This window comes from Paenibacillus sp. FSL L8-0708, assembly GCF_038009325.1.
GTDB lineage: Bacteria > Bacillota > Bacilli > Paenibacillales > Paenibacillaceae > Paenibacillus_AQ > Paenibacillus_AQ odorifer.
Genome location: NZ_JBBPBC010000001.1, coordinates 3,429,022 through 3,455,684 on the forward strand (window position 1 = coordinate 3,429,022; position 26,663 = coordinate 3,455,684).

A 26,663-nucleotide genomic window follows, 5' to 3' on the forward strand; every position below is an offset into this window, starting at 1 on the left:
CAGCAATATCGGGCATACACGAGATACCGCGAAATTTACCATGCAAGGTGCAAACCCTTGCCTACATCAAAACAAACGAGCGGTATACTGACAATGTACTGGAGGCATTGGATGGGATACCGCTCTTTAATGTACCTAGGAATAAATTACCAAGAGGATTAATCCTACTTTGCATAGAAAACCTCTGAAACATCAGTGGAGGATACATTATGAAATCAGATCCAGTATTAAAGGTTTTGAAAGGATGGATTAAAAAGCAAGAACAGATATTTGCTATTCCCACTGGGAGTGATCAAATCATAACCATCAACGGAAAAGATATTAATAAGGTGATGCGAGGAGCAAGTGACACGATTTTAGCTGTTACAGCTAATGGAAATTACCGCATACTAAACGAAGATTGTGTAGCTGCAATGCTAATGCCTAAAGAATTGGAGAAGGCAGATATGCAACGCATATCCAATAAACTACATATCAATCTACGACGAGTGCAAGAAGTTGATCGTAAGAAACGAAATATTATGGTTGAGGGCCGAATACACAGGGTTGAACGGGAATATTGGAAAAGATTCATTCAGGCTTACGATAATCAATAGGACAAGAGATAAGTTTCATTTCGTAGACTTTTAACGTAGTAAATCCGAATTAAATCCATGTTACATTGTACATACAACCAATATATCTTTATCTAGGGGCGCCTCATAGGGCGCTTTTTTCATTTCTATGAAACAAAATTATACTTAAGGGGGAGATAACAATGATACTAAATGGATTGCGATTAGAGCTAACTATTCATGCACACGAGCAATTCACTGAAAGGGTAGGACCGGCGACATTTGAAGAGATTCGGAATGCCGGACGTGAACAATTGGCAGCAGGGGACTACAGAAGAGATGGAGATTTCATCAATATCTATGATGTCTGGTGGATATTCACCGTCCGCGAAGGAAAGGTTGTGCTGATCACATGCTATGGTAACAGTCACTTTGATGTACCGAGGGCATTAGCTTGGGCAAGGAAACATGATGATCGGATTACACTGGATAACTTCCAGATTAACAAAGGTCAGCAAATCATATAGGTAACAACCGATAGCGCCGATGAAGGGCGTTTTTTATTTGCTCAGGAAAATTTTCCTTAACCGATTGTTTGCTTGTAAGCCTTCTGTAACGTTACAAGAATTACAAGTTAAACCCTTATAGAATAAGGCTCTTCATTATATGCATTCAAACCTTGTAACGCTTCAAACGTTACAAAATGCCATTACAAGCGTTACAAGACGTTACAAACGTTACAAGAATAGAAAGGGGTATGAGAAGTGGCAAAACCATCAAAGATTGAAACATTAGGGTGTCAGGAAATTGTGTGGGCTGGTGTGAGGAACGGAAAGACTGTACGAGCAATCGCTGAAGAATGTTCTGAATGGGCAAATGAGCAAGTCTCACATACGGCAGTAGCGAAGTATGTCAAAGAGAAGGGGACGGCAGAACAAGCCAAGAAGAAAGATGCAATTGTGGCTGACCGCAGGCGTGTGATTAAGACAGTTCATCAGGAGATAGATATTATTCAAACCAACCTTGATGCAACCAAACGCCTCATTGATCGATTTGAACTGGTGGACGATCTACCGAAGTTGTTCAGAGAAGAGATGGATGAACTCATAAATAAACTCATGGAAGACGGTGAGGAGTTCAACTACGTTAGCTTTATTGAAGGGTGGCAGAATTCATTTGAAGTGGAGTTGCGTCGTAAGGTAGTTGAAATTGTATCGCTTAACCGTGAGGTACGCGAGAACATGAAGTTCCTTGTTGCATTAAGAGAGAAGGCGTTCCAATTTGAGTTGGTTCAAGAGTACATCAACATTTTCATGGAGATATTTCAGGAGGAGTCCACAGACGGAGCGTATGACCGTTCGATCATCCGTATATCCGCCAACCCACGTATGAAGCAACTGATTGATCAGCAGAAGCTCTATACAGGCGGCGGTGAATAAATGTGCTGGCTAAACTGCATGAACAGATACGTAAAGCAGCTGAATCAATTGGAGGGGCAAAAGGTCCGAAGCTAAAGTTCGTTGATCTGGCTGGAGAAATAAACAGAAAGATCGAAAGTGAATATAGAGATAATCCAATAGGCCTTAAAGAACTCAAGGGAAACCTTGACGACTTTGAGGCCTTTTGTTTTGAATTCCTGCGGATCAAGACAAAAACCGGGGATATTGTACCACTCACGCTGAATAAGGCTCAGAAGAAACTTGCCAAGACGGTGTTCGAGCAAATCAAGTCAGGCAAGCCGGTGCGAATAATCATCCTGAAGGCACGGCAGATGGGATTCTCCACGACAACAGAGGCCATCATTTACTATCTGTCCTCGCTACAGGAAGCCAAGAATGCATTCATCGTAGCTCAGGACTCCAGTGCATCAGAAAACCTTTACGACATGTTCCGTCTTTACTACGACTACATCCCCGAGCATATCAAGCCTATGCGCAAGCGGAACAATAGCCGCCGTCTGACGTTTGAAAGCCCAGCGATGAAGGATGTTGATCGCAAGAAGGAGCCGGGGCTTAAATCCAAGATCACAGTCCAATCCGCAGAGAACCGTGTCCTTGCACGTTCAGAGACCATTCATTACCTCCACATATCAGAGTTGGCGTTCTGGCCAGAGAACCGTAAGAAGAAACATTTAGCTTCCCTGTTCGCCGCACTATCCAAGGAACCGCGTACAGTCGGTATTATTGAATCAACTGCAAACGGAATTGAGATATACAAAGAAATGTGGGATAACGCTGTAGCTGGTAAGAATGACTATATACCGTTGTTCTTCCCGTGGTTCGATATGCCTGATTACCGCATGAAGGTTCCGGCTGACTTTGAACTCACAAAAGATGAGATCGAGTTAAAAGAAAAGTTCAATTTATCTGATGAGCAATTAGAATGGCGACGCTATACAATCAGGAATGACTTTGAAGGTGATGAAAAGCTATTCCGGCAGGAGTATCCTTCAACACCAGAAGAGGCGTTCTTGGTTACAGGTCGCACAGTATTTAACCAAGACAAACTGGATACGATGACCAAGCATACCAGAAAAGGAATCAAATACTCTGTTGTTATTCCTCCAGCAATTGAAGGCACAGGTTACGATTGGACAGCAGTCAAATTCATTGAGGATGAGCGTGGGGAGTTTGAAATCTTCGGTGAATACGATCCAGATAAGGAATACTGCATCGGAGCTGACGTCGCCGAAGGACTTGAAGGTGGAGATGCTTCAGCAGCTTATATCATTGATGCAGATACCGGCGAGGACGTTGCAGCAGTTTACGGACAAATGGATCTGGATATCTACGCCAAGCAACTGGACTATGTAGGGCGTTTGTATGGCGATGCGCTGTTAGGCGTAGAAACGAACAATGTGGGGCACAGTGTCATTAACACGCTGTTGAACGTGACATTCTATCCGAACCTTTATCATCATGATTCCTATAACGCTGAAGCTGGAACGAATGAGAATAGACCCGGATGGCCTACAACAACTGTCACGCGTCCGATACTCGTAGACGCGCTTATAGAAGGCATTCGAGAGGGAGTATGGCGTATCAATGATGCTAACCTAATCAGCGAAATGAAGACATTTGTCCGCAATAGAGCGGGTAAGCCGCAAGCTATGGGCAAGGGAACACTAGGCGGATGCAAGGATGATAGAGTCTTAGGTTACGGCATAGCCCACCAAATGAGATTACGCCGTCCACCAAGCAATAAACATGTGATGATCCCGAGCATAGGAGCCATAACTTTAAAAAGGACATAACACATAGTGGGAAAACTTACTATTTGGTATAATCCTAAAATCACTAATAAAGGAGAATTATATGCAAACTTACGAGGACTTCTTTAAAGAACAAGCAGTTGACATTGAAACAGGCAACAGCAAGGTATTATATGATGCTGACGCAGAACAATTAATGGTTGTTGTAAAACAAAAACGTACTTTTTTCGAGGAATTTAGAAGTAGCATACGAGAAAGTGATTCTTTAGGTTCAATGGCGTTTCATGTCGAAGGGAAACATAATATTATTGGTGTCGAATTGCGAGGTTTAACTCAAGACAAGATACTTAATATACTAATTCCTTTAGGGGAAGTCACTATTCCAGCATTTAAAGCCATAGCCAGTACTTCTAAGTTCTTGCATGTAGCTATTGTTACTGATGATTTACAGGAAGTCTATGGACTTGGAGTTTTTAAAGATCAAATGGCAAAAATGGCTCTTAGTAAAAAGTTAGATGATATCCTCAGCATATAGGGCTCGTGAGGAGACGCGAAGAAGACTAAAAAACAAAAAGGACAGAAGGTGATTTTTATATTCACTTTCTGTTTTTGTATCCAAAAACTAAATCCGGAATCTGATGCTTCCTAGTATTGGAGGTGTTACAATAAAGAGGTAACTGCTGATTGCATCCCTCATCAGCAGTTACCTCTTGTTGATTTACTTAATTCCTTTTTCTTTGAGAGCCTTGGAAATACGTTCTATTGCGTTTTTAAACATTTCTTCACCATATTTTTCATGTGTTCCGTTATACCCTTTCAAAGGGTCCGCTAAGTTGTATATTGAGGCTTTGGAGAAAATAACGAAACTTCCTTTGAAATACCGAAGAACTACACGAGCATCTTCTGGTAACGGTTTACCATTATATTCACCTGCATCGTAATAACCTCTACTTATATATTCATTCGGGTATAATTCTGTTAGCTCTTCATAATAGTCGTCATCATTTTCATATACTCCACTAGGGGGGAGTTTATCAACAATTAAATTGAAATAAGACCATTCTAAAGGTACGTCAGGGAAAGACTGGAATATGAGTTTTTTTGGTTTTACGATATGGGTAATTCCATCAAAATCTAATTCTAAACAACCAGATTCCTCTGATTTAGTACAACCAGTAAGGTCCATGCCTCCACTATCAGGCATAAAAGTATGGTTACTAGCATCACTTTTTGCGATTTTCTTAAGAGTCTTTTTGATCTCTTTGATATCTGTGATAACTTCGTTTTCAGGTGTTGGTGATCCGAAAAGGTAGTTTATTAACTTTTCCCATTCAGGTAATTGTGAATCTCTAAATTCTTTGTTTTGTTCAAAAAAAGTAGCCATTGATTAACCTCCCTTTTTATGTAAACACGTAGATCGTATCATGAGGACTTCAAATGGTCAAAGGAAGAAGCTGTGTCTATGACGCAGGAAATCCGTAGTAACACCGAATAAAACCAATGATATTATTAATCCATAGAAGTATGAACGAATACAGAAGGTCAGGAAACTTTTCCTGCCTTCTATTTTTATGTCTGGAGGAGGTGAAAACTTGAAATGGTATCATAAACTCATTTATTCGGCTGCTAATGCAATCCTACCGGCATCCGTAAAGCGCCAGATGATGGGCGTAGGTAGATCAACAGTAACTAGTAACTCAAATAATTGGGGCATATTTAACTGGTTACCGAAGAAATATCAGAGCGCTCACAATATTGATTTGACTAAACTCCAAAGTTACACAGCAGAAGAACTACTGGAATTGCTCATATCCGTTCATCCGGACATTTCTCATGCATTATACACATACCTCAGAATGGGAGATACCGAGTTAACCTTCACAGCTAAGAAAAAGACAGGTAGTGATGACAAGTCCGGACAACGAGAACTGGACGTAATTAAGGAAATGCTTGAATCACCCTTGCCTTCACCAGGTTATCAACATGGACGGTCATTGGATAAGCTGGATACGATCCAACGTATGATGATCATGGTTCGCGGGGCTTGTGCTGGTGAAGTGGTCTTAAATGAGCGTTGTGATGATGTGATTGATATAGTGCCGGTTGATCCCTCATTGATCTGGTTCCGCAGGGAGCCGAATACCAATCGTCTTGTTCCGTGGCAGTACGTCAAGAATCCACGGCCTAAAGCTGGTGAAGACTGGTTCGGTCAATATAAAAAGATCGACACGCCGACTTTTATTTATGAAGAGTTTGACCCGATGGTCGATGATCCATATGGCCGAACTCCATTCCTGCCAGTACTCCAAGTTGTATTTTTCCACCTTCAGGTGCTTCAGGACTTGAAAGCAGTTGTTCATAACCAAGGTTATCCACGCTTGGACATTTCAATGCTTGAGGAAATCATGTTGAAGAATATTCCTTCAAGTATCAAGAACGACCCAAAAGCGCAACAGGCGTGGCTTAAGGAACGAATGGACGAGATGCTTACCCATTTCAACTCACTCAATCCAGATGACGCCCTAGTCCACTGGGATAGTGTAAAGGTTGAATACCTCAAGGGTGGTAACTCAGGTCCAATGATCGACATCAAGAAATTGATCGATATCATTGATACTCAAATGGCTACGGGTCTGAAGACGTTGCTTACCTTGTTATCCCGGCATCAAGGTTCCACGGAGACATACAGCTCAGTGGATACCCAAATATATATCAAGTCTGTAGAGTCCGCCCGGAGCGTAACCAAACGTTTTTGGAAGCGGGCTTTTTCTATGGCTGTGAGAGTGCGTGGAGTACAAACACAGGTTGAAGCTGATTATGCGCCGATTGATTTGCGTTCTGATATGGAGCGTGAGCGTGATCTGAGAGCGAAGCTTAATAACTACGTGCTGGCTGAAAAAGAGCGTTACATTACCACCATAGAGGCTGCAACAGAAGCACGTTGGATAATGGGGCTTAATCCTAAAATTCCACCAGAACTTCTGGCAGAGCTTGAAAAAAAGTATAAAACCGATCCAAACGAAAAGATTCCACCGAATGGAGGTGAGTAGTCAATATGCTACCAACAGTAGGTCGTATGGTTCATTACTATAGTTATGGTACTCCTGGCGGTGAATACAAAAGCGAACCGAGAGCTGCAATCATCACTCAGGTTCACAATGCTACATGCGTTGATTTATGTGTGCTTAATCCAACTGGCATGTTCTTCAATCAAAACGTTGTTCAAGGTCAAGACGGAGGTAAATGGGACTGGCCACAAAGATTGTAATTCTGATGCGCTAATGAGCGCGGAGGTGATCGAATATCTAATTGTTCATTACGAGAGGGAGGTGAGAATTAGTAAATGGCTAAACCAACAACTGAGCAATTAGCATTAATCAATCAACTTGCCCGTGTTCCACTCACGGAAGATGAAACTTACGTGTTTCCTGCAAAGCTAGTGGGTGATCAAATGATCCCTAATCGTTTTTATCGCCTTACTCCTAATTTTTTGCGGAAAATGGCAGTCCAAGCTAAAGCAGGCGTATCACTATTGTTGGATCACTCATGGGCTAACCTTGGTATTCTAACAGTTCCAATAGGAAGAACCTTTGAAAGTCGATTGCAGATGGATGGGGATGAACTGGCGCTGTACGCAGATCATTACATGAAACTCGGCCAAGAAGTCGGAGATATCAAGATTGACCAAATAGCAGATGGTATTGATGCCGGAACTATCTTTGATACTTCAATTGGATTCACGGTAAGCAGCCAGACGTGTTCGATCTGTGGTCAGGAGTATTTCGGTGGGAATTGTCCTCACATTCGTGGTAGAGAGTATGATACTAAACTTTGTACCGTTGATATCAATGACGGAGATCTCATGGAGAATTCACTCGTCTTTGACGGAGCTTATCCTGGTGCTGGGGTAGTAGGGATGAGTAATACCTCAGAAACTCAATCAAGTGTCAAATGGGAATCTTTATCTGAAGATGCGAAGTCACTACCAAGTGGCGGACGCGTCTTTTATTCTTTTAGCGGAAAATCTGGGCTTGATGGATTTGTAATCAAGCAAGAAAAAAACAATGAGCCTGAAACACAGGCCAAAGGAGATGACACTGTGACAGAGGAACAAAAAGCTGCTTTAGCAGCATCACAAACACAAGCAACTGCACTAGCGGCTGCAAATGGTGTACTTGGACAAGTCCGAGCAGCATTGGGTGTAGAAAATGACACTGATATCCCGGCGAAACTGACGGCTTTGAGTGCTCAAGCTGCTGATGGCGCGGCGTACAAAGTTAAAGTAACAGAACAAGCCTGTGGAGCTGGTGTCCGGGCGCTGGGTGAAGCATTTAACGTTGAAGCGATGAAGACGGTGCTTTCTAACCTACCGGTAACAGAAATTGAAAAGATTGGTGCTAGCTATGAAGCGCAAGCTCAAGCGGCTCTTGGCGGCGGTGGTCGCCACACAGAAGGTGATAACCCTGATCTTCCTGCCGGTGCAGCCAATGGAACATCACCTGCCAATGTGCAAGCAGCGGCTCAAAAGACACCGGAGCAACTTCAGGCGGCCGAAAAAGAAGCGGCTAAAACAGCTGCGATTGCGGCCCTCAAAAACACTGGCAGAGGCAATCTGCTGAAGGAGGACAAGTAATATGAATCCAGCACAATATAATGGTGCTCCGGGTCCAGGTGCTATCTACACTCAGGAGTTCACAGAAGTTCTTGCTATCAGCGAATGGCAATTGAAACTTCCTGGAGGTGTATTGCTAGCTCAGGGTAACGGGATTGTTAAAAAAGGGACAGTTCTTGGTAAAGTAACTGCTTCAAGTAAGTTCATCCCTTACGATTCAGACGCTACTGATGGATCTCAAGTGGCTGTATGTATCCTTGATAATGATCAAGATACAACACTCACTGATATTGGCGCCTCTGCTTGGATTGGGGCAGTATTCACAGAATCAAAATTGACAGGCTTAGATGCAGCGGCTAAAACAGCGCTGAAACTTTGCTACTTTGTATAAGGGGGAACAACACTAATGGCAAACGTACTTGATCCATACTTCCTAACCGAAGTCGTTCAAAACATCCGTACTGATATCAATAGTTTCCGGGGAGCACAGATCCTGACCAATGGCGTTGATTTCAAGCCGGAACTTGGTTTGACAATCGAATATGATATCACGTATGACGACACTGGCATGACACCACCAACCGGGCTCAACGATCCATCACCTATTCACGCGGCACCTGTTGTGAAACATATGAGCTTTACTAACCAGGAATGGCGCGAAAAAGCTATTATCGATCGTGAAAAAATTGCGATTCTCCGTAAGCCAGGGACAAGCTTGGAACAAACGTGGGGCGAAGATTATATGGTTGAACGAATGGTCAATCTTAATCAACGTCTTGAAACACGTTTCGAATGGATGCGGTGGCAGTCGCTCACTGGGAGCCTTGTAGTGCCAGCGACGGCAACAATGCCAGCACGAACTATCAATTATGGAGTACCGTCCAACAACAAGCCGACTGCAGCTGTGCTCTGGAGCAATGTGGCCACAGCTGATCCACTTGCTGACATTGATCTTTGGGTTCTCAAGTTCCGTGGCAGTGGGGCGCGGCCAGTAAAGATCGTGGTCAACAAACAAATCGATATTTATCTGAAGGCAAATGCTAAAATTCGTGAGTTGATCAAGTTCACTTATGGTAAAGAAGTAGTGACAGCAGGATTGCTGTCAGATATTATCGGCCAACAATTGAACGGCCTTCAATACGAAGTCTACGATGGCGGTTATATTGACGAATCAGGTAGTTTTTATCCATTCATCCCGGACAATGCTTGCATTATCATCGGACAAGGCATGACGGGTTCCATGATGGATCTTGTAACCAGCCCTAATAACTATGAAGACATCTTCACTGGACATCCTGGTAAGTTTGCACTGGCAAAACTGATTAAGGGTGACCCTGACCAGTGGCAAGTGATCAACGGCGCAACGGTTCTACCGCGTCTGAAATACGTCAACTGGCATATCTTTGCTACAGTGGCGTAAGGGAGGGGCATACCATGACAATCGTAAAAGTGTTGGTTGATGCTGTAGGGGAATATAATGCTGGGGACATCGTAACAGATGCCCCCGAAGGTCTTGTTGATATTGTAAAGAGACAAGTTCGGAACGCAGCAACGGGTGAATTGCTGGCTATTTTCGTAAATAGCAATGACATTGTCAGTGATAATCCTTCCGAACGCGAACTAGAACTCCAAGTTCAACTTGAAGAATCTAAAGCACGAGAAGCAGAGCTACAAGAACAAATTGCAATGATCCAAGCAGATGGAGAGTTCAAAGAACTTAAAGCTGCTGCTAAGGAATTGAAGATTCCTGGTTACACCAAAATGGATGCTGATGAGCTGAAAGAGGCTATCAGCGCTGCTGGTGGTGACGGTGATGGCAAATAAGATCCTCACCACGGAAACGTATCATGAGGAAATAAGAGGGCGTCTAGGTGTCGGTGAGGATGTATTATCCGATGCTGACATAGACGCTCTTTCTGTTTTACCCATTGCGGAAGCAAAGGTTATTGCTGCTGTTCCAGATTACGCCGAACTGGTTGACGATGATAGGAACTATGTATATGCAGCGGCTGTAAGCATGGTCGCTGCCATACTGGCTCCATCTATGACTGCAAGAATTGCAAAGTCCAAGAAAGACTTCGATTACTCCATTGAAAATCAAGTTGTGGATTGGCGTGCATTTGGAATTCAATTAATCGACGATGCATATGCGCTAATTGATTTGATATCCACTGTGACACCAGGAACAGATGCCCCGATATTTGGCGTTGCTGGACCAACACGATACAAGGAAAGGCGGCGTTACTGATGTTCAAACAATTCGCTCACCGCCACTCTCCGTGTTCTGTAAACGGCGATCCGGATGTAGTTATACTTTCTAGGGATACCCGAGCAACAACGATTGTCGGCAAAGAATACATGTACAATGGTTTATTTGCTCCAACATCGCTTGTGAAACCGGGAGACTTAATCGAAAACGGTGATACTTTCTTTGTTCAAACCTTGCGTCCAACCACTGAGAAGGATAAATACTGTTCATTGATCAAAACCAATGCAACAATAACAGTCGAACGTTACTCGCAAAAGTATGACGAAAATGATAATGCTATCGGTGACGAAGAGTACAAGCCAGTTGCAGAGAATGTTATCGCTTTTGCTCAATACGTCACTGCGCGACTACGCCAAGACGATCCTGGGTTACTACCCTCCACAACTTACACGTTGCAATTACAAACAACGGTTAATATAAAAGACCCACAAGACGCCATCCATCCAGATCAGGTTATTCTCCACGGCAAGGCTTATCAGGTGGATGCCGTTGATGTAGTCAAATACCCAAATTTACTGCATGTGCAGTTATCGGACAGTGTGCGATGATTACCGGATATGATGCTGCAAGGGCATCTAAGGATTTAGAACACAAGCTGTCTCTCCAAATTACCGGGTTAACAAAGATCGTCCTACTGACTGCCAAAGGTGGCATTCGCTACTATCCAGCAGTACGAGATAAACTTCAAATGGAAATGTTCGTACTCGCTAATCAAATGATTTCAGGAGATATTACAGCAGATTACTGGCAGGCATGGCTTGAACAGTTTGGTAAGGGATCTTTAATGGCGGACGCCTCACAAAACCCCGGTTTAGTTATTTACATGAATTCTGATGCGTGGAATCGACTAAGATCACGCAGCAGTAAGGTGGTTGTAGGGCGTGGACAGGGGAATTACAAAAGCATTGATGGTACGATGCGTTTCTCAGGCGGTGGCTATGCTGGAGTGGATCTGGAGGAGCTAGCAGAACGCGGAGATATTGACCCGAAGTTCAAGCCAACACCACCGACCTATTTTCTACGTATCGCAATCCAGTCCAATCGTAATCGAATCCTACAAGGGATTGCGGAGGTAATTGAAAACTTTCCATACCACAAGTACTTTTTGGAGGATAAGACATGAGCCTTCATCTGATTGATGCTATACAGAACACACATAAGGATGACACGGCGTTTATGGCTATGCTGAAGCTTACGCCAACTGCAAATGGCGAACAGATGGCAACTCGCTTCACAAAAGGTGTAGAGCCTGAAATAGTAGTGACAAAGGAAACCTTACCGCATATCTGCCAGTACATTATGCCGGGGCAATACGGACGAAACCCACTCGTATTTCAAGGTAAGTTTTGTATCGACTTTTACGGTAAGACTGGCTATGAGGCGAAGCTATTATTCGAGCGGTCATTTGAACTTTTGCATGATAGGCGGATTGTTCAACCTAAGTTTCATTCATTTTTGTGCGTATTGGCCTACGATGGTGACTTTGCAACAGGAATAAGTGGAGTAAAGGGCTATAAGGGTATATACGATATCGATTATATCCGTATGAATTAAGCAGGATTAAGGTATCAATGCCATTATAAAGTATAAGTGAGAAAGTCTAGAAATAAGAGAATGGGGTGAAACGATGATGCCGGAGAAACCCGAACTTAAGAAAGAGCCGACAGAGCTTGAAGAGCTCGTGAAAGAGAAAGTTAAACTAGCTAAAAAGCTCGGCTTGATGGACCAAGGTACGCAGCCAAGCGAAGCCTACGAAGAAACGAATGATTATAAACGGATTAAAGAAATTGATTTAAAACTATGGGAACTGATCAAATAAACTGATCAGTTCCTTTTTTATTACCCAAGGAGGGATACACGAATGCAGGAACCATTAGTATTTGATGGAGTCGGGAAGATATGGATGAGAGATTACGATGGGACTCTAAGATACATTGATGAAAAAATCAACAGTGTTATGTTCGCACCGCAGTTCTCTTGGACGAAGGTATTTGGTGGACAGTCCGGCTATGCATTTCACTTGACCGCACAAGATTTGCAAGATGTGCTTACAATTGAGCTGCCGCGTTATTCTGCTGTAATTGCTGAGATTTCTCAAGGGGCAGAGACAAAAACAGGTTCTGTTGAAATCGATGAGAACGAAGAGGGCATTCTCGGTGCTGCTGGTTATGCCATCGAAGGAATTGAAGCTTTTGGTGGTACGTTTGTTAAGGATAGCGACGAGGTCTATCTTAAAGCGGTAGATGGAACGCTAAGCAAGCTTGAAAGAGTTGCTTCAACACCAACCATTGAGCAATATGCAATTTCGGCTGACGGTGTTATTACATCTGCAACAGGAAATTTGAACAAAAATGTGATTGTGACCTATAAATGGTCCAAACAAGGAACATCCAGCAACTTCAAAGGAACACGGCGTCCTAAACCATTTAAGTTTGTTCACCGTTTTGAATTGATAAATGACCGAACAGGTCAACCGGTGCAGGTGCAGTTGACGGTATACAAAGCTGTGGGTGGCGGTACGCTGAATGTTGGTGCTGCACGTAAGAATCCTAGCACAAGCACTCTTAATCTGGAGGTTTTGGAACCAGATGTCACTCCAGATAATCCAGAAGGTATTGCAGCAACGATTATCTTCGTAGACTAGAAGCATTAATTAACAATGACGGTCCCTCGCTGTTATAGCGGGGGATTATCTATTTTGAGGAGGAATAACAGTGCAAAAGCAAATCGATGAAACATTAAATATAGGTTCAGAAGTCAGACTGGCTGAAGGACTTGTTAAGAATGTGAAAATCGGAACTATTGGAACTATACGACAGGTTCGAAAAATCATGAAGGAGATACCTTATCAATTCTCTGTATCTATCGGCCGGGAACCATGGGTCGAAAACGATCTAGGAAAAGCTGTGGACTGGCCTAAGATAGAAGCTGCCTATCGCGAATCTTTCAATCTTATTCTTGAAGGCGGTCTGCAAGATGAAGAATATGATCAGGTCGATTTCGAAGGTATCGAGGAGTTGGAAAAACTCATTACCCGATTTCTATGAGGAATCGTTCCCTCCTGATCCGGACGCTGAGGAAGAAAGCGAGAGCGAAGGGACGGAAGAGGGAAGAGAACAAACACTACTAGATGCATGGGCCTTATGTGTAACTCTAGGCATTCCAGATAGCGAATGGGAAAACATGACTTTCCCAAAGATATACGCTCTCAAAAGAATTAGAAAGAGGAATCAAGAGTTTCAAATTGCTCTTCACGGTGGAGAAATCACCAAAAAGCCGAAGAAAGCAAAGTATCTATCTGATTTAGGTATCTTTCCAAAATAAAAAGAGGTCTCCGCATGATGCCGGGGACCTCTTTTTCTGTATGTAGACGTGTCAGTAGCAAAGGAAAATTTTCCTTAACAATCAAGGGGTGATGGCAATGGCAGACAACAAAGATGTAGTTGGTGCTCGAATAAGTTTAGATACATCTAAAATGATCCCAGCATTTAAGGCGATTGACCAAGGCGTAAAAGGGAACGCAGAAACCTTTAAAGTGCTAAATCAGGAAATTACGGTAACCACTAAAAACTATACAGCGTTAGCAACGGCTTCTAATAAACTTGCCCTCACTTCTGAAGAGCGGCGAAAGAAGATCATGGCTGAGTCGGAAGCTCTTGTTAAACAACGAACAGCTCAAACCGAGCTGATACAGACAAAGAAGAGCCAGATGGAACAAGCTAATAAATTAGTTGATGCTAAAATGGCTGCACAAGAAGCTATCATTAGAAAAAGATATGATGCTATTGAGCAACAAGAGCGAGAACATCAAAAACGGATGGAAACATTACAGAATAAAGCCACCGCTAGTGCTCTCAAATTAACAACAGGAAGTTCGTCATCTACAGGAACAGATAGCACACGAGAACGTGTATTAATGCAGGAACAAGCGATCCGACAAAAAATAGCGCAATTAGCTGAGAGAGAAAGTCAACAATCTCAGAAATATGCAGCCAACTACGAGAAGTTTTGGTTGAATGCATTGCAGGCTAGAGAACGTAAAGAAACACAGGTTCGCGAAAAAGCATTACAAGAAGAACAGCGTATTCGCCGTTCGTTGACTCAGACACAGACTCAGATCAACGGAATTACGGGTACAGCCGCACAGTTTGCTATGACGGGAACTTTGTACTATGCCTTTACAAGAGGAGCCACTGAGGCAATCAGTCTCCTTAAAGACTTTGAATATGAACTAGTAAACGTGCAGCGGGTCATGGGCGAATCCGCGGACGTTGGGTATGTCAAAGATTCAATGATATCCAGCGCCAAGGAATATGGGTATGCACTTCGAGAAGTCGCGAGTGTTTATACGCTCATCGCTCAGAACGGTTTTGACGAGAAGCAAACTGAACAACTGGCCAGAACAGCACTGATGGCTAAAAACGTTGAACAATCCTTTCAAAGTGCTTCCCAGGCTCAAGAATTAATGACAGGAGCAATTCTCAACTACGGGATGGCTGCTGAAGACTCTGAAAAGTTGCTTGATAAACTCAATGAAGTTTCCAACAACTTTCCAACAACATCTAAGAAGCTCTTAGAAGGTATAAACCGAGTGGGTGCTACAGCTAAAAACGCTGGAGTGGACATTGACGAACTTATCGGATATTTGACTACACTGAATCAAGCTGGTTTTTCTGGTTCTGTAGCTGGTAATGCTATAAAATCCTTTATTAGCTTCTCCAGTAGACCTATAGCAGTAGACAAGCTAGAAAAGTATGTTGGAGTGATGAGACAAGCTAATGGCGATATGATGAAGTTCCCAGAATTACTTAGTAAGATTGCAGCTCAGTGGGATAACCTCTCAGATGTTGAACGTAGCGAGATTACACAAGCCATCGCTCGGGGGGATCAAGCGTCTAGATTTATCGCTCTGATGAATAACTATAGCAAGGTTATGGATGTAGCTAAAGTATCAGAGGAATCATTTGGATCAGCACAAAGAGAAAACAACCTCACAATGACTACACTGACAAAGCAATCTGAGCAATTACGCGCTTCTTGGGATGAGTTGATTATATCTATTGGTGATAGCGGGTTACTTGGAGGATTAAAGTTAATTGTAGGCCAAGCCACTATCTTACTAGATGGGTTTAACCATCTACCAGGGCCCATCAAAAATACTGTCACATCGATTCTTTTGTTAGGTGGAGCAATTACGGTTTTAAACACGGGAGCCAGGATTCTGACTGGACAAACTCTGGTTTCTTTGGTTACAGGAGTCGCTGCCGCGGCTAAAGGGATGCTTGGGATGAAGGTTGCAACCGATGCAGCTAACGTATCACAAAAGGCTTTTATTGCCACGCCAATAGGTGCTGCTTTAGCAGGACTTGCAGTTGTCATAGGTGCTGCTACAACAGCATGGGCTTATTATAAAGGTACACAAAGTCAAGTGAGTGATGAGACTCTGCAACAGAATCGAAAAACAGCTGAACTAGTTGCTAGATACGACGAACTGAAATCTATCGTTGACGATAACACTAAATCGGACAAAGAAGTTTCTGCTGCGAAATCAGAACTGGCGAATGTAATGGATCGACTCAGTGCCACGATGCCTGGTCTTGTATCACAATGGGATGAACTTGGTAATGCGAAAGAGCTGGATATTCAAAAAATTGAAGAATGGAAGACGCGATATTCTGAGAGTATCAAAATCGTCGAACAAGCGAATCTGGATGCTGCCACGAAGCGAAAAGCAGAGTTAGAGCAGGAGATTGCCTATACTGACCTCGCTATTAAAAACGCTTCAGAGAGCGACCTGAGTTTAGTTGATAAGGTATTAGGAAAAACAGTTCAAACCCTACGGGAAATGTGGGGCAATGAAATGATTTCTTTGGGAACAGAACTGTCCCAAGAAGAGCAAAAAATCCTTGCAAGTAAATCAGCCATTGATGCCCTTAATGGTGTCACAGAGGCAAGTGTAGCGGCGAATAGTAGATTGGCCACAGCTGCAGCAGATTCAGCGGATTCAATGGAGAGTTACTCAGATTCAACGGACTCCGCCTCCACATCAACAGAAGAACTATCTGATGAAGTTAAAGCCCTCATAAAAGCGCAAGAAGAATGGGCATCAACAGTCAAAGGAAATAGTCAAACGGTTTCGGAACTAAACGGAGTACTAGATGAACTGGCAAAAGGTCAGTCCTTAAATGCTTCAAACGCTACGGATCTAATTAACAAATATCCTGAACTTGCATCAGCGATTTATAAAACTGCAGATGGATGGGCGTTTGAGACGGATGCGGTTAACAATCTACGGAAAATGAAAATCCAGAAAGCTATTGATGACTTAAATTCAGAGAAATCGTCAGCATTTAATACAAAAGTAGCTACCGACGAAAGATTATCTGCCTATCAAATTGAAGCAGATGCTATTAAGAGCTTGGCACAGCTAAAGGCTCAGTTAAATGGTAGTAAGGCTATCACAGGAGATAACGTTACTCAAACCGGAGACGATCTCAAATACTTTAAATCACAGTTTAGAGAAGCGGGTATTGCTCAAGCAGCAGCAGAAGCGGAAATTCAGAGCATTATTGATGATTACGATACAGCAGCTAAAGTTTACGATGATAAGATAGCTGCACTTAGCAGTATGTATCAAGATCCATCATTTGGTGTATCTTCTAGTAAAAATTCTAAAGATAAAAGTGGCAGTAAGGATAAATCAAAATCATCAAATGCAGAAAAGGCAGCAAAAGAAGCGGCTGCTGCACGCAAGGAAGCATATGATGAGGAAATGGATAACTTCCAGTATGTAGCAGAACGGCAAGGTTGGTCCATAGAACAACAGATTTCTGGTTACGAGCGGCTTAAGAATCGTCATAAGCAATACCTTGCCGAAGATAAAGATGCTTTAAAAGAATGGACTAGAGACATTCAGGCACTTAATGATAGTAGGTACAACGAAGATGTTTCGATTCTTGAGAAAAAAATCGAAAAAATGAGACAGGCAAATCTCCAAGAAGTAGAAATGGTGAAGACATCACTTAATTTTTATAATAAAGAGTTGTCGAAGTCTTATTTAACTACAGAACAGAAAGCGGAAGCTCAAAAACAAGTATTTGATCTAACGGTGAAATACAATGAGCTTCGTTACCAAAATTCCCAGACATGGATAGATAAAGAAGCCACTAAGATGGAGATGGCTGGAAAAAGTAAGATTAATATCATCACCATGGAACTACAAGCCTATGAACGAATGGCAAAAGATAAAAATCGAACTGCCGAGCAGAGCTTTGCGCTAGAAAAGCTGATTTACGAGCAAAAGAAAAGCTTGCTTGAGCAACAATATTCTGACTTTCAAAAGGATTTGAACCATAGAAAGGCTATGGGTCAGACTACTACCGAAAGTGAATTGCAGGATTGGTTAAAAATTCAGGCTATTTATCGTGTTGGTACAGATCAACGGATGGAAGCGGACGAACAAGTCTATGCACTACGTCAGAAGCTGATTGAAGACGAAACTAAGGCCGTTGAGACGTTGGCGAAAAATTATAAAACGAGCATCGAAGCCTCTAAAAACGCAGCTATTAAAGCAATAGAGGAAGAACGGGATGCTTATGCTGCTGCGAAGGATGCTGAGATCCAAGCTATTGATGATTTACTTAGTAAGCAACAGGAATTAAATGAAGACCAAGACTACGAGAGTGCACTAGCAGAAAAGCAAGCTAGATTAGCTTTGCTTGCCTCAGCCGTAGGACCGGATGGAATCGCGGAACGGAAACAGGTTCAAAAAGACATTGAAAAGTTGCAACTCGATCATGAGCGCACCTTAGCTAAGAGAAGCCTGGAAGAACAGAAGCAAGCCCTTCAAGATGAAAAGGACGCTAAGAAGGAAGCCTATGACAAGGACATCGAAGCTACTAAAACACATTACGATGAGTTGCTCCAAGCACTTGAGGACTTTTCTTCCGATACTGCCAATCGCGCGGAATTGATGAAAAACATCCAAGTACTGAAGGAATCCGAGAAGAATGCCGAGATATTAGCTCAGTTGGATCAGTTTATTGCTGACTATCAATCAAAGATGAGCTCTATTACTGCACTAACACCTACTGTGACCGGATCCACAGCCTCTTTATCAGTAGTGGGTACATCTAAGAAGGATTTAGATTTAGTTGAGTACAACGCCAATAAGGACGCTTACGATGCTGCATTATCAAATGGTAACAGAACAGAAATGGCAAGACTTAAAGCTAGAAATGATGAATTGAGGAAGCTTTATGGTGTGGGAAAAGATACCGGAGAGAAGTTGCAGACCTTTTCTGAAGGTGGAAGAGTGCGAGGAGAAAGGATTGGTGCACCAAAAATAATTGAAGCGCATGTAGGAGAAGCAGTGTTGAATGATAGTCAAGAAGATGACCTCATTGATTTCATCAATTTTAAATTACCTCAATTAAAATTCTCCATGCCAAGTTTTTCAATGCCCTCAATATCATCTGGATCTGGAACCAGTTCGAATTTCCGCAGCGACGTTGCAGTAAATATGGGAGATATTTATATTACGGACGATTCTACAGCAAAGGTGTTTTGGACTGAAAAGGACAACTTTGTACGGAGGGCACAATCTAGAACGGGGGCGAAATATAATTGATTGTTGCAACAGCAGATGGTGTTTCCTTTGCAAGTATAGGCTTAGGGCTTAAATCTCATAACATCCCGGTATTACCGCCTACAAAAGATAACACACTAGAACTCGCAGATCGAGATGGAGCTAAAGATTTTGGTAGCACTTACGGACCACGAACATTTAACCTTGAATGCATTGTTATGGCTGATGATTCAACAATAGACTATCACAACAGAGTCGCCCAAGTGGCGGCTCTTTTTAATATCCGAAAAGGAGATATTGTATTTACTTTTTCGGATAGACCGGGGAAGCGATATATCGGACGATATGCCGGAACAATGGATATTCAGAAGATTATCTTTGATGGGGAATTAACGATTCCTATTACCATGTCTGAGAACCCTTTTCCAGAATCAGATGAAAAAGTTTATGAGACAAACATTACACAGTCTCCGCAGACACTAAAAATTGCTTCTGATGGTGACGAAAGGGCCACACCATTGATCGTTCTGACCAATACCGGATTAAATACTATTCAGGGTTTTAAAATCATTAACGAATACGAACTATAGGAGCTGAGAAAAATGGCAATGCAAATATCTAACTGGCTATCAGCGGCACTTTTAAATGCTGCTTTTCGAAATGTGGCTTTTTCCCAACCATCAACAGTCTATCTAGCTTTATATACTTCTGATCCTACACAGGCTGACACAGGGACAGAAGTATCTGGTGGATCATATGCGCGAAAAGCTATCACCTTTGCTGTAGCCTCATTGGAGAATGGGAAAATGACGGTTAGGTCATCTGCTGATGTGGAATTTCCAATAGCTACGGCGGATTGGGGATTGGTGACACATGTCGGATTGAGAACGGCTTTAACAGGAGGAAATTTATTATGCTCTCAAGCCATCACACCGCGGTCTGCTTTGATAGGAGATAAACCTAGGTTTTATGCAGGTTCAACTCTTATTCGTTTCGCACAATAGCTAAGGGCAATAAGGAAGGAGGATAATTAATGGCACAACAGCAAATGTATTCTGCGATAGCCAATTCGCCGGGCACGGAATTATCCGCGGCAATAACGGCAGCAGTTACGACTATACCCGTTGTAACCGGGAGTGTTTTACCAGAAGGTCCTAATATCATTACGATTGGTGTAGATGAAACGTCAGAGACCGTTCTCTATACGTCTAAAAACGGAAATAGTCTAATCGGTTGTACACGCGGATTTGGAGGAACAACAGCAAAAGGATGGGCGGTAGCTTCACGCGTTGCCCGTTACTACACCGCCTACGATCACGAAGCATTTCGCAAAAATTTAACGGACCTTTCCGGAGTAACTTCGGAATCTACAACTGATGTCATCCTATCAGCTGGTCAGCAAATCTTAAACGCAACAAAGAACGCTAGACTACAAGGATTAAAGGTACAGGGTAGGACGTTAATAGATTTACTTGGTGGGGCTGGGAGTGGAGAGAGTTTAACGGGATGGTCGCTTGCTGGCGGGGTGGTTCCAACGCTTTCTACGGCGCAAAAACGTAGTGGGAATTCTTCTTTTAAGTTTGTTCCTGCGGGCAGTAACGGTAGTTATATGGCAAGAGACTATGAAGCATCACTTGACCCCACCAAGGCGTATGTGCTCGGAGCTTGGATTTATTTTGAGTCTTTCACTGCCGGTTCAGTTTCCTTTGGACTGAGGCAAAAGGGCACCAACACGCAAGTGGTCGACGGATTAGTTGGGGACACCTCAAAACTTGGAGTGTGGCAATATATAACCACTAAGATTCCAGTAGGAACAACCTTCCCAAGCGCTGGTTACCGCATATTACTAGGTCCTGCGACATCAGCATCCAATATGACCGTATACATCGACGAGATCCGCCTATACGCTGTATCCGCAGCAGATTACGCCGCCATAGGAACCACAATCACAGGTGAAGCTATTGATCGCCTCTTACCTTATGTACCTCCAGGTATTAATGGAGTAGATGGGTTATATGTACGGAGATATGGACGTAATCTGTTGCCACCATTTACAGATAAGGCATGGTCGTTTAACCCGAACGCTAAGGCAAACGGACCATATCAGAGCGTGTTAACAGCTACTGCTGAGTGGCAAGCAATCAGTTGTGCTGTTCCTGTAATGCCTGGGAAAACGTACTATTTAAGTATTGAGGGTATAACGGCTAATAGTGGGGCAGTAGGAAGTTATTTGGATAGTAACAAAAAGAATGACTTAGCTGTTCTTAGTGGTGGATGGATTCAAAATCAGCCACTTACTGTACCAGAGGGTTATTACTATATATTAATAAATTTGGCAAGTAACCAGATAGGGACATACAACTTCAACAATCCACAACTCGAACTAGGCAGTGTCGCTACACCATTCCAGCCTCGTGAAGACAGCCTTATCGCCCTTGGTGGAGTAGAGTTACACGCTAACCCAAATGACGGCAGCGATCCGGATATACTGTGTGAGGTTAACGGACGGTATGAGGTAACGAGGTTATGGCGTAAATCCAATCTTGTGGGTGACTGGTCGTGGTTATTCGATACGAATTACACAGGTTTCAAACGTGTACGCGTTATTTTACCAACTTCTAGTGGCATAAACGCATCAGAACGAGTGACTAAGTATAACGGATACCCTTTATATCCTTCAGCGGGTGTTTATTCAGCTGCTGATCAATCAACGCTTTACAATGGCGTATTATACATTACTATTGCCAACACAGACTCCGGTTGGGGAGACTCCTACACTCCTACACCTGACGAAATTAAGGCTTATTTTAATGGCTGGCGGATGTACAACGGCGCTAGTGGAGTGGCTACAAATCCATATAACGGTACGGCCGGACAAACAAAAGGATGGGTCGAGATTTTGAGTGCTGGCAATCCGGTAGGAGTATTACCAACAACAATACCTTCGGGCTGGACACCGTATCAACTTCTATACCGTCTAGCAACACCGACCACGGAGACGGTACAAGAGGATGGCGCTCTTTCTCTGCTCGAAGGCGATAACTTTATCGAGGTAGGCAGTGGTTATATATCGAGGGAGCCTGCGAGACCAAAGAAAAATGCTCTATCAGACGTATACTACATTGGACTCAATGACGCGGGTAATGGAGGAGATTCGAACCTTAAAAAACGTGCCTCCGAAATTAAACAAGTATTTAAAAATGGTCTGCCTGATTTTTGGAATATTGATAAGTTAGCAGACGGTACATGTTATGCATGGACGGATAATTACGATACAGCTGCTACCTACAGCGTCTCTTACATCAAACTGGATAAATCACCAGTACCTTCGGTATCAGGAGCGTACGCCGCCACTGAGAAGATGCAAATTCATGATTTAACAGATGCAGTGACAGAGATAAGCTCAACCGTTAGTGTGTTAGCTGCCAAGAAAGCGGAGAAGGATGCAGGGCCTTGGATTACACCGTCCGCAGTGCTAAGCGGATTTACTGCCTTCGATTTAGCTTATCGCGTGAATAAAGGATTTATTGAATTTCGTGGGTACGTATATTACAACATTACTGACGTACCAGCGGGTACAAAGATTTTTAATTTGCCGACGCAGTTTCGACCTGTGCGAATCACTAGAATGCTTACATCCTCATGGACATCAAAAGTAGATCCAACGTCGAGCGCAGTGTCAGTAGGTGTAAATGGAGATATAACAACAGAGGTCAACGTAAAGCAAAATATTATATTTGATGGTCTACGGTTTCCGTTAGATTAAAGGAGGCGATATCATGAGAAAAGCAGTATCGAAAGTAGACCTAAACGGACTGTATATAGAAGATGTAGAACCGGACGACTCTTTAATAGGGGTCGTCCCTATTTATGCCCAGCCAGTGCAGGAAGAAGCTCCTGAGCTGCCGGAAGACGAAGAGATCGAAGATGAACCGGACGCGCTAGAAGAACCAGAACAGCCAAGAGAGATCATCGGTTATCTCGTAGGCATTCCGTTGCCGACCGGGTTGTATCATCCGCGTTTCGATCTGTTAACATGGGATGCATATCAGGACGCTGTACTAGAGGCACAAAGCGATTATGCCGACGAGCTGCATGATTGGCGGGAGCAATGGGCGGAGGGCGAGAAACAAGGTCCTGAGCCAGTTTATGCACCTCCTGCACAGCCTGATAACCTTTGGGTCGAAGGCTTAACACCAGAAGAGATTGCGGAGTTGACGAAGCCCGGGGAACAGACGGAAGTTGAAAAGCTGAAGCTTGAAAATGAAGCATTAAAAAAACTGATCGAAGATAAAGACCGGGAGAACAAAAATGCGCTTTTTGAAATTTATTCTATTTTATTAGGCGGTGAATGACGGTGAACGTCATCAGCCGCCTTTTATTATGGCTACTGTTGAAGTCCGGGAAAGGGGGTGGAATACAAATGATTATCGTTATGGCATCGCTCATTATCTATGGAGATATTACAATTGCTCAAGTCCCAACTGGCTCCAAGGTTGCTGTAAAGATGCGGCTTGCGACTCTTGGATATGACGAGAATGGCACGCCGTTAAAAATAGAAGTATAAATATTGTTAGTCACCACAAGCCCTCGAAGTTTTCGGGGGCATTTTTTTACGTATGGAAAATTTTCCTGACCAGAAAGGAGAGGAGTTATGTTCGGGGGTGCGTTTAATCGATTACCTTTTGATAGACCATTTCAACAGGAACTTTCTTTCTCAGTTAATTTCGACATCATCACTGAAGTTGAATCTAAGCTTAATCTAGATATGGCTATTCCTGTAGTAGTTGAATTTATCACAGAATTCAATTCTGAAATGATACGTGAACAATCATTTGGAGCAGAGTTTGAGACTATGCTTAATTTTGAAACAACTATGGTTAGAGAACAGTCCTATAATGCTTTATTCGAACTTGCGCTTGAGGTTCAGGCAACAGTGAAATATACACATACCGATGAAATCATTTTTACGGGTGGGTTCGCACCAGGTGAGCGAATAGTTATTGATACCAAAAAAATGAAAATAACCAAGAATGGGAAAAACGCACTTCACTTGATGGATGGTGACTTTTTCGATCTCGTATTTGGAGAAAACAAGATCACATATACCGATCAAGAAATAACTAGATCTGTACTTGCGCGCGTTACTCATCGAGATAAATACCTATATTAAAGGAGGTACACATTTGGATTACCTTCAGTCTTATGATAAGAACATGAAGCGTGTGGGGATTTTAAATGATTCATACGATATCCAACGGAAGAGACGGATCAATTCGGATTACGAGATATCTTTCTTGGTGCCCATGAATTCAGAGGATTACCAAGAAAAATTATTAATTAAGGGTCACGTTAAGGACGAACGGGGTCAATTCTACGTTATCAATAGCAGATCCAGAGTAAGAGAAGAGCGTAAGCTAACAGCCTCTATCATGTGTACACATGTGATGTTTAAACTAACAGATTTCAAGTTTCCATATTCCTTATATATTAATGAGGCTTATGGTGTACCTATTTCTCGACTGACCAATCTAATTACTGAGGCAACTGGTGGAAGATTTACCTTTTCAATCGATGATACTTTCGATCTTCATGACGTAAAAGATTTTGGACAAGGAAATTGCCTTCAAGCACTAAATAAGATCGTGGAGATGTATGGATGCGAAGTCGAGCCAGATAACTTTGTCATTCATCTGAAAAAGAAAATCGGAATTGATGATGGACATCAGTATCGAATTAAGAAAAACATAGTATCAGATCAGTTCAAAGACGATGCGAAATCACTTGTAACACGATTGTACGCCCAAATGAAGGATGGGACGACTTGGATTGGTCAACCGTCCTCAATTTTAACAAACGAGGAGAAAACGCTGTTAGAGACTGTTCCGGGTGCAATAGTTGGCGGTATACTACAAGTCAATTATCTTATATCTCCTTACGCCTCAACTTGGGCTAGTGATTCCGTACCATATTTTGACGATGAAATTATTGAGCAGGACATTGATCCAAGCATTGATTTAAATACTGCTGTTAATGAGCTTCTTAGAGTAGCAAGACAGACACTAAGGGAAAGGGAAATCCCTACGTTTGAGGTTTCAGTTGACGGAGCTGATCTACACAAGATCGATAGAGAAGAGACAAAACCAAACCTTGGTGATGTAGTCTATTGTTACGATCCAGACATGGAAATGGTCAAACTTAAAGCTAGGATAACTGAACTCACAGAATATCCCTTCACTAAAGAAAAACACGCTCAAGCAACAATAGCTAATGTGATGTTGAGAGACTATGACGATATCATAGCTGACCTAGACAAAAGCAAAAAGTTAGTTGATAACCTATATTCAAACGGACGTATCCGAACAGAGCTTTTTGAAGCTGTAGCCAAGCAAGTAATTACAGATATTAACAACTCGAAAACTGAACTTATCTATCCAGAAGATGGCGGGATATTGGCAAGGGAAAAAACAAATCAATTACGTCAAGTTCGCCTTACATCGGCGGGATTGGGCATCTCAACGGATGGATGGCAGACTGTGCGTTCTGCTGTAACGGCAGGCGGTGTCTTAGCTGAAACTGTAATTGGACAGTTTGGTAGCTTTGTATCGATGTTGATTGGAAGCGGAAATGCCGTCACTCAAATTAATACTAATGGTATAGCAGCAGGACACGCAAACTTCAATGAAGCGCCCTTTCGAGTAGATATGGCTGGTAACTTGGTAGCTAATAAATTGACAGCAAACTATGCCTCAATAGCGAATTCTAACTTTTCTGGCGGGGCTATTGTGGGATCATCCATCAATGTAGGTAATGGCAAATTTGTAGTTAATTCCTCTGGTAGTGTGTATGCAGCTGATGGAACATTCCAAGGAACCATAAATGCTAAAGGTGGAAGTTTTGAAGGGATAATTTATGCTGGTGGGGAAATCGTTGGGGGGATTATTACAGGTGCTCTTCTAAGAACGAGTGCGATCGGAGAAAGAGTAGAGATGAGTTCAGGAGGATTAAGATCTTATGACTCCAATGGAGTTAAGCGTGTAACGATCTCAAACGATGGTATGCACAAATATTCAGGTATTGGTTTTTGGTCACCAAGTGGAATAGAGAGAGCGGGAATGTATGCTGAAGAATATCTTTCATTTCTATACGCTCAGGGACCACTTCAAATTCTTTCCTTTGGAGATCGGGTGTTCTTTGCTGGTTCAGTTGATTTTTCAAGTGCCAATGTATACGGACTGAAGATATCAAGTATACAAGATCTGGAAACGACTATTAACTCCAAAGCAAGCTTGAATTCCGCTGCATCAAATATGACCTTTGATGCTACAAGTCGGAATCTTAAGTTATGGAGTGCTACAGGTGCATTACTTGCTCAAGTTAATATTCCTAAATAAGATTGAAACTTTTATCTCTTTATGGCGATAATAGAC

The 26,663-nt window shown here is 42.6% G+C and carries 28 protein-coding genes; 27 read left to right on the forward strand and 1 reads right to left on the reverse strand.

Annotation, left to right across the window (positions count from 1 at the left end; genetic code table 11):
* Nucleotides 1-209: 209 nt before the first annotated feature.
* The 5 genes from NYE58_RS16310 to NYE58_RS16330 all read left to right on the forward strand — a co-directional run bounded on the left by NYE58_RS16310 (nt 210) and on the right by NYE58_RS16330 (nt 4,300).
* Nucleotides 210-596, forward strand: a complete 387-nt coding sequence (locus tag NYE58_RS16310; protein ID WP_341002369.1) for a hypothetical protein — start codon at nt 210-212, stop codon at nt 594-596.
* Between the two features lie 161 nt (nt 597-757).
* A complete protein-coding gene (locus NYE58_RS16315) occupies nt 758-1,081 on the forward strand; it encodes a hypothetical protein (RefSeq protein WP_341002372.1) in 324 nt (107 codons plus the stop codon).
* Nucleotides 1,082-1,318: 237 nt separating this feature from the next.
* The gene (locus tag NYE58_RS16320) at nt 1,319-1,993 is read left to right on the forward strand and encodes a hypothetical protein (protein ID WP_341002373.1); all 675 of its coding nucleotides are present in this window, start codon (nt 1,319-1,321) and stop codon (nt 1,991-1,993) included.
* A gap of 2 nt (nt 1,994-1,995) precedes the next feature.
* Complete coding sequence (locus tag NYE58_RS16325) at nt 1,996-3,807, forward strand: terminase large subunit domain-containing protein (RefSeq protein WP_341002374.1); 1,812 nt, start codon at nt 1,996-1,998, stop codon at nt 3,805-3,807.
* A 61-nt stretch (nt 3,808-3,868) separates the two neighbouring features.
* Nucleotides 3,869-4,300: a hypothetical protein gene (locus tag NYE58_RS16330; RefSeq protein WP_076275295.1), complete on the forward strand. Its 432-nt coding sequence runs from the start codon at nt 3,869-3,871 to the stop codon at nt 4,298-4,300.
* 183 nt (nt 4,301-4,483) lie between these two features.
* Here the strand turns inward: NYE58_RS16330 and NYE58_RS16335 are convergent, their stop codons facing one another.
* Nucleotides 4,484-5,149: a serine/threonine protein kinase gene (locus tag NYE58_RS16335; RefSeq protein WP_340890647.1), complete on the reverse strand. Its 666-nt coding sequence runs from the start codon at nt 5,147-5,149 to the stop codon at nt 4,484-4,486.
* Nucleotides 5,150-5,357: 208 nt separating this feature from the next.
* Between NYE58_RS16335 and NYE58_RS16340 the strand changes: the two genes are divergently transcribed.
* From NYE58_RS16340 to NYE58_RS16445, 22 genes are all read left to right on the forward strand, one after another.
* Nucleotides 5,358-6,815 (forward strand): hypothetical protein, encoded by a 1,458-nt coding sequence (locus tag NYE58_RS16340; RefSeq protein ID WP_341002375.1) that lies wholly within the window; start codon nt 5,358-5,360, stop codon nt 6,813-6,815.
* 5 nt (nt 6,816-6,820) lie between these two features.
* Nucleotides 6,821-7,033, forward strand: coding sequence for a hypothetical protein (locus NYE58_RS16345; RefSeq protein WP_076138808.1), 213 nt, complete (start codon nt 6,821-6,823; stop codon nt 7,031-7,033).
* 75 nt (nt 7,034-7,108) lie between these two features.
* The gene (locus NYE58_RS16350; protein WP_341002376.1) at nt 7,109-8,398 is read left to right on the forward strand and encodes a hypothetical protein; all 1,290 of its coding nucleotides are present in this window, start codon (nt 7,109-7,111) and stop codon (nt 8,396-8,398) included.
* A gap of 1 nt (nt 8,399) precedes the next feature.
* Nucleotides 8,400-8,768, forward strand: coding sequence for a head decoration protein (locus NYE58_RS16355; protein WP_076275299.1), 369 nt, complete (start codon nt 8,400-8,402; stop codon nt 8,766-8,768).
* Nucleotides 8,769-8,783: 15 nt separating this feature from the next.
* Nucleotides 8,784-9,797 (forward strand): major capsid protein, encoded by a 1,014-nt coding sequence (locus NYE58_RS16360; protein WP_341002377.1) that lies wholly within the window; start codon nt 8,784-8,786, stop codon nt 9,795-9,797.
* A gap of 14 nt (nt 9,798-9,811) precedes the next feature.
* Entirely contained in the window at nt 9,812-10,201 is a 390-nt protein-coding gene (locus tag NYE58_RS16365; RefSeq protein ID WP_076275301.1) for a hypothetical protein, read from the forward strand.
* Nucleotides 10,191-10,625: a hypothetical protein gene (locus NYE58_RS16370; protein WP_076275302.1), complete on the forward strand. Its 435-nt coding sequence runs from the start codon at nt 10,191-10,193 to the stop codon at nt 10,623-10,625. The genes NYE58_RS16365 and NYE58_RS16370 overlap by 11 nt, the downstream gene beginning before the upstream one ends.
* Complete coding sequence (locus NYE58_RS16375) at nt 10,625-11,194, forward strand: hypothetical protein (protein WP_076138802.1); 570 nt, start codon at nt 10,625-10,627, stop codon at nt 11,192-11,194. Before NYE58_RS16370 ends, NYE58_RS16375 begins: the two co-directional genes overlap by 1 nt.
* A complete protein-coding gene (locus tag NYE58_RS16380) occupies nt 11,191-11,769 on the forward strand; it encodes a hypothetical protein (protein WP_076275303.1) in 579 nt (192 codons plus the stop codon). The genes NYE58_RS16375 and NYE58_RS16380 overlap by 4 nt, the downstream gene beginning before the upstream one ends.
* A complete protein-coding gene (locus NYE58_RS16385; RefSeq protein WP_076275304.1) occupies nt 11,766-12,200 on the forward strand; it encodes a hypothetical protein in 435 nt (144 codons plus the stop codon). The genes NYE58_RS16380 and NYE58_RS16385 overlap by 4 nt, the downstream gene beginning before the upstream one ends.
* A 73-nt stretch (nt 12,201-12,273) precedes the next feature.
* Nucleotides 12,274-12,465, forward strand: a complete 192-nt coding sequence (locus tag NYE58_RS16390; protein WP_076275305.1) for a hypothetical protein — start codon at nt 12,274-12,276, stop codon at nt 12,463-12,465.
* A gap of 42 nt (nt 12,466-12,507) precedes the next feature.
* Nucleotides 12,508-13,290 (forward strand): hypothetical protein, encoded by a 783-nt coding sequence (locus NYE58_RS16395; protein WP_076275306.1) that lies wholly within the window; start codon nt 12,508-12,510, stop codon nt 13,288-13,290.
* A gap of 70 nt (nt 13,291-13,360) precedes the next feature.
* Nucleotides 13,361-13,693, forward strand: a complete 333-nt coding sequence (locus NYE58_RS16400) for a hypothetical protein (protein WP_341002378.1) — start codon at nt 13,361-13,363, stop codon at nt 13,691-13,693.
* Nucleotides 13,623-13,970, forward strand: coding sequence for a hypothetical protein (locus NYE58_RS16405; RefSeq protein ID WP_144024624.1), 348 nt, complete (start codon nt 13,623-13,625; stop codon nt 13,968-13,970). Before NYE58_RS16400 ends, NYE58_RS16405 begins: the two co-directional genes overlap by 71 nt.
* A 97-nt stretch (nt 13,971-14,067) precedes the next feature.
* Nucleotides 14,068-19,275, forward strand: coding sequence for a phage tail tape measure protein (locus NYE58_RS16410; RefSeq protein WP_341002380.1), 5,208 nt, complete (start codon nt 14,068-14,070; stop codon nt 19,273-19,275).
* Nucleotides 19,272-19,823, forward strand: coding sequence for a phage tail domain-containing protein (locus NYE58_RS16415; protein WP_341002382.1), 552 nt, complete (start codon nt 19,272-19,274; stop codon nt 19,821-19,823). The genes NYE58_RS16410 and NYE58_RS16415 overlap by 4 nt, the downstream gene beginning before the upstream one ends.
* Before the next feature lie 18 nt (nt 19,824-19,841).
* Nucleotides 19,842-20,237: a phage tail fiber protein gene (locus NYE58_RS16420; RefSeq protein ID WP_445252432.1), complete on the forward strand. Its 396-nt coding sequence runs from the start codon at nt 19,842-19,844 to the stop codon at nt 20,235-20,237.
* A 29-nt stretch (nt 20,238-20,266) separates the two neighbouring features.
* Entirely contained in the window at nt 20,267-22,999 is a 2,733-nt protein-coding gene (locus NYE58_RS16425; RefSeq protein WP_341002384.1) for a hypothetical protein, read from the forward strand.
* 13 nt (nt 23,000-23,012) lie between these two features.
* The gene (locus NYE58_RS16430; protein ID WP_341002385.1) at nt 23,013-23,588 is read left to right on the forward strand and encodes a hypothetical protein; all 576 of its coding nucleotides are present in this window, start codon (nt 23,013-23,015) and stop codon (nt 23,586-23,588) included.
* A gap of 68 nt (nt 23,589-23,656) precedes the next feature.
* Nucleotides 23,657-23,800, forward strand: coding sequence for a hypothetical protein (locus tag NYE58_RS16435; protein WP_341002387.1), 144 nt, complete (start codon nt 23,657-23,659; stop codon nt 23,798-23,800).
* 87 nt (nt 23,801-23,887) lie between these two features.
* A complete protein-coding gene (locus NYE58_RS16440) occupies nt 23,888-24,406 on the forward strand; it encodes a phage distal tail protein (protein WP_076316629.1) in 519 nt (172 codons plus the stop codon).
* Nucleotides 24,407-24,419: 13 nt separating this feature from the next.
* Nucleotides 24,420-26,627 (forward strand): phage tail protein, encoded by a 2,208-nt coding sequence (locus NYE58_RS16445; protein ID WP_341002388.1) that lies wholly within the window; start codon nt 24,420-24,422, stop codon nt 26,625-26,627.
* Nucleotides 26,628-26,663: the final 36 nt, after the last annotated feature.

Coding starts and splice junctions, on each gene's coding strand:
- NYE58_RS16310 (WP_341002369.1), top strand. CDS start 210: ATGAAATCAGATCCAGTATTAAAGGTTTTGAAAGGATGGATTAAAAAG.
- NYE58_RS16315 (WP_341002372.1), top strand. CDS start 758: ATGATACTAAATGGATTGCGATTAGAGCTAACTATTCATGCACACGAG.
- NYE58_RS16330 (WP_076275295.1), top strand. CDS start 3,869: ATGCAAACTTACGAGGACTTCTTTAAAGAACAAGCAGTTGACATTGAA.
- NYE58_RS16335 (WP_340890647.1), bottom strand. CDS start 5,149: ATGGCTACTTTTTTTGAACAAAACAAAGAATTTAGAGATTCACAATTA.
- NYE58_RS16345 (WP_076138808.1), top strand. CDS start 6,821: ATGCTACCAACAGTAGGTCGTATGGTTCATTACTATAGTTATGGTACT.
- NYE58_RS16350 (WP_341002376.1), top strand. CDS start 7,109: ATGGCTAAACCAACAACTGAGCAATTAGCATTAATCAATCAACTTGCC.
- NYE58_RS16355 (WP_076275299.1), top strand. CDS start 8,400: ATGAATCCAGCACAATATAATGGTGCTCCGGGTCCAGGTGCTATCTAC.
- NYE58_RS16360 (WP_341002377.1), top strand. CDS start 8,784: ATGGCAAACGTACTTGATCCATACTTCCTAACCGAAGTCGTTCAAAAC.
- NYE58_RS16365 (WP_076275301.1), top strand. CDS start 9,812: ATGACAATCGTAAAAGTGTTGGTTGATGCTGTAGGGGAATATAATGCT.
- NYE58_RS16370 (WP_076275302.1), top strand. CDS start 10,191: ATGGCAAATAAGATCCTCACCACGGAAACGTATCATGAGGAAATAAGA.
- NYE58_RS16375 (WP_076138802.1), top strand. CDS start 10,625: ATGTTCAAACAATTCGCTCACCGCCACTCTCCGTGTTCTGTAAACGGC.
- NYE58_RS16380 (WP_076275303.1), top strand. CDS start 11,191: ATGATTACCGGATATGATGCTGCAAGGGCATCTAAGGATTTAGAACAC.
- NYE58_RS16385 (WP_076275304.1), top strand. CDS start 11,766: ATGAGCCTTCATCTGATTGATGCTATACAGAACACACATAAGGATGAC.
- NYE58_RS16390 (WP_076275305.1), top strand. CDS start 12,274: ATGATGCCGGAGAAACCCGAACTTAAGAAAGAGCCGACAGAGCTTGAA.
- NYE58_RS16395 (WP_076275306.1), top strand. CDS start 12,508: ATGCAGGAACCATTAGTATTTGATGGAGTCGGGAAGATATGGATGAGA.
- NYE58_RS16405 (WP_144024624.1), top strand. CDS start 13,623: ATGAAGAATATGATCAGGTCGATTTCGAAGGTATCGAGGAGTTGGAAA.
- NYE58_RS16410 (WP_341002380.1), top strand. CDS start 14,068: ATGGCAGACAACAAAGATGTAGTTGGTGCTCGAATAAGTTTAGATACA.
- NYE58_RS16420 (WP_445252432.1), top strand. CDS start 19,842: ATGCAAATATCTAACTGGCTATCAGCGGCACTTTTAAATGCTGCTTTT.
- NYE58_RS16425 (WP_341002384.1), top strand. CDS start 20,267: ATGGCACAACAGCAAATGTATTCTGCGATAGCCAATTCGCCGGGCACG.
- NYE58_RS16430 (WP_341002385.1), top strand. CDS start 23,013: ATGAGAAAAGCAGTATCGAAAGTAGACCTAAACGGACTGTATATAGAA.
- NYE58_RS16435 (WP_341002387.1), top strand. CDS start 23,657: ATGATTATCGTTATGGCATCGCTCATTATCTATGGAGATATTACAATT.
- NYE58_RS16440 (WP_076316629.1), top strand. CDS start 23,888: ATGTTCGGGGGTGCGTTTAATCGATTACCTTTTGATAGACCATTTCAA.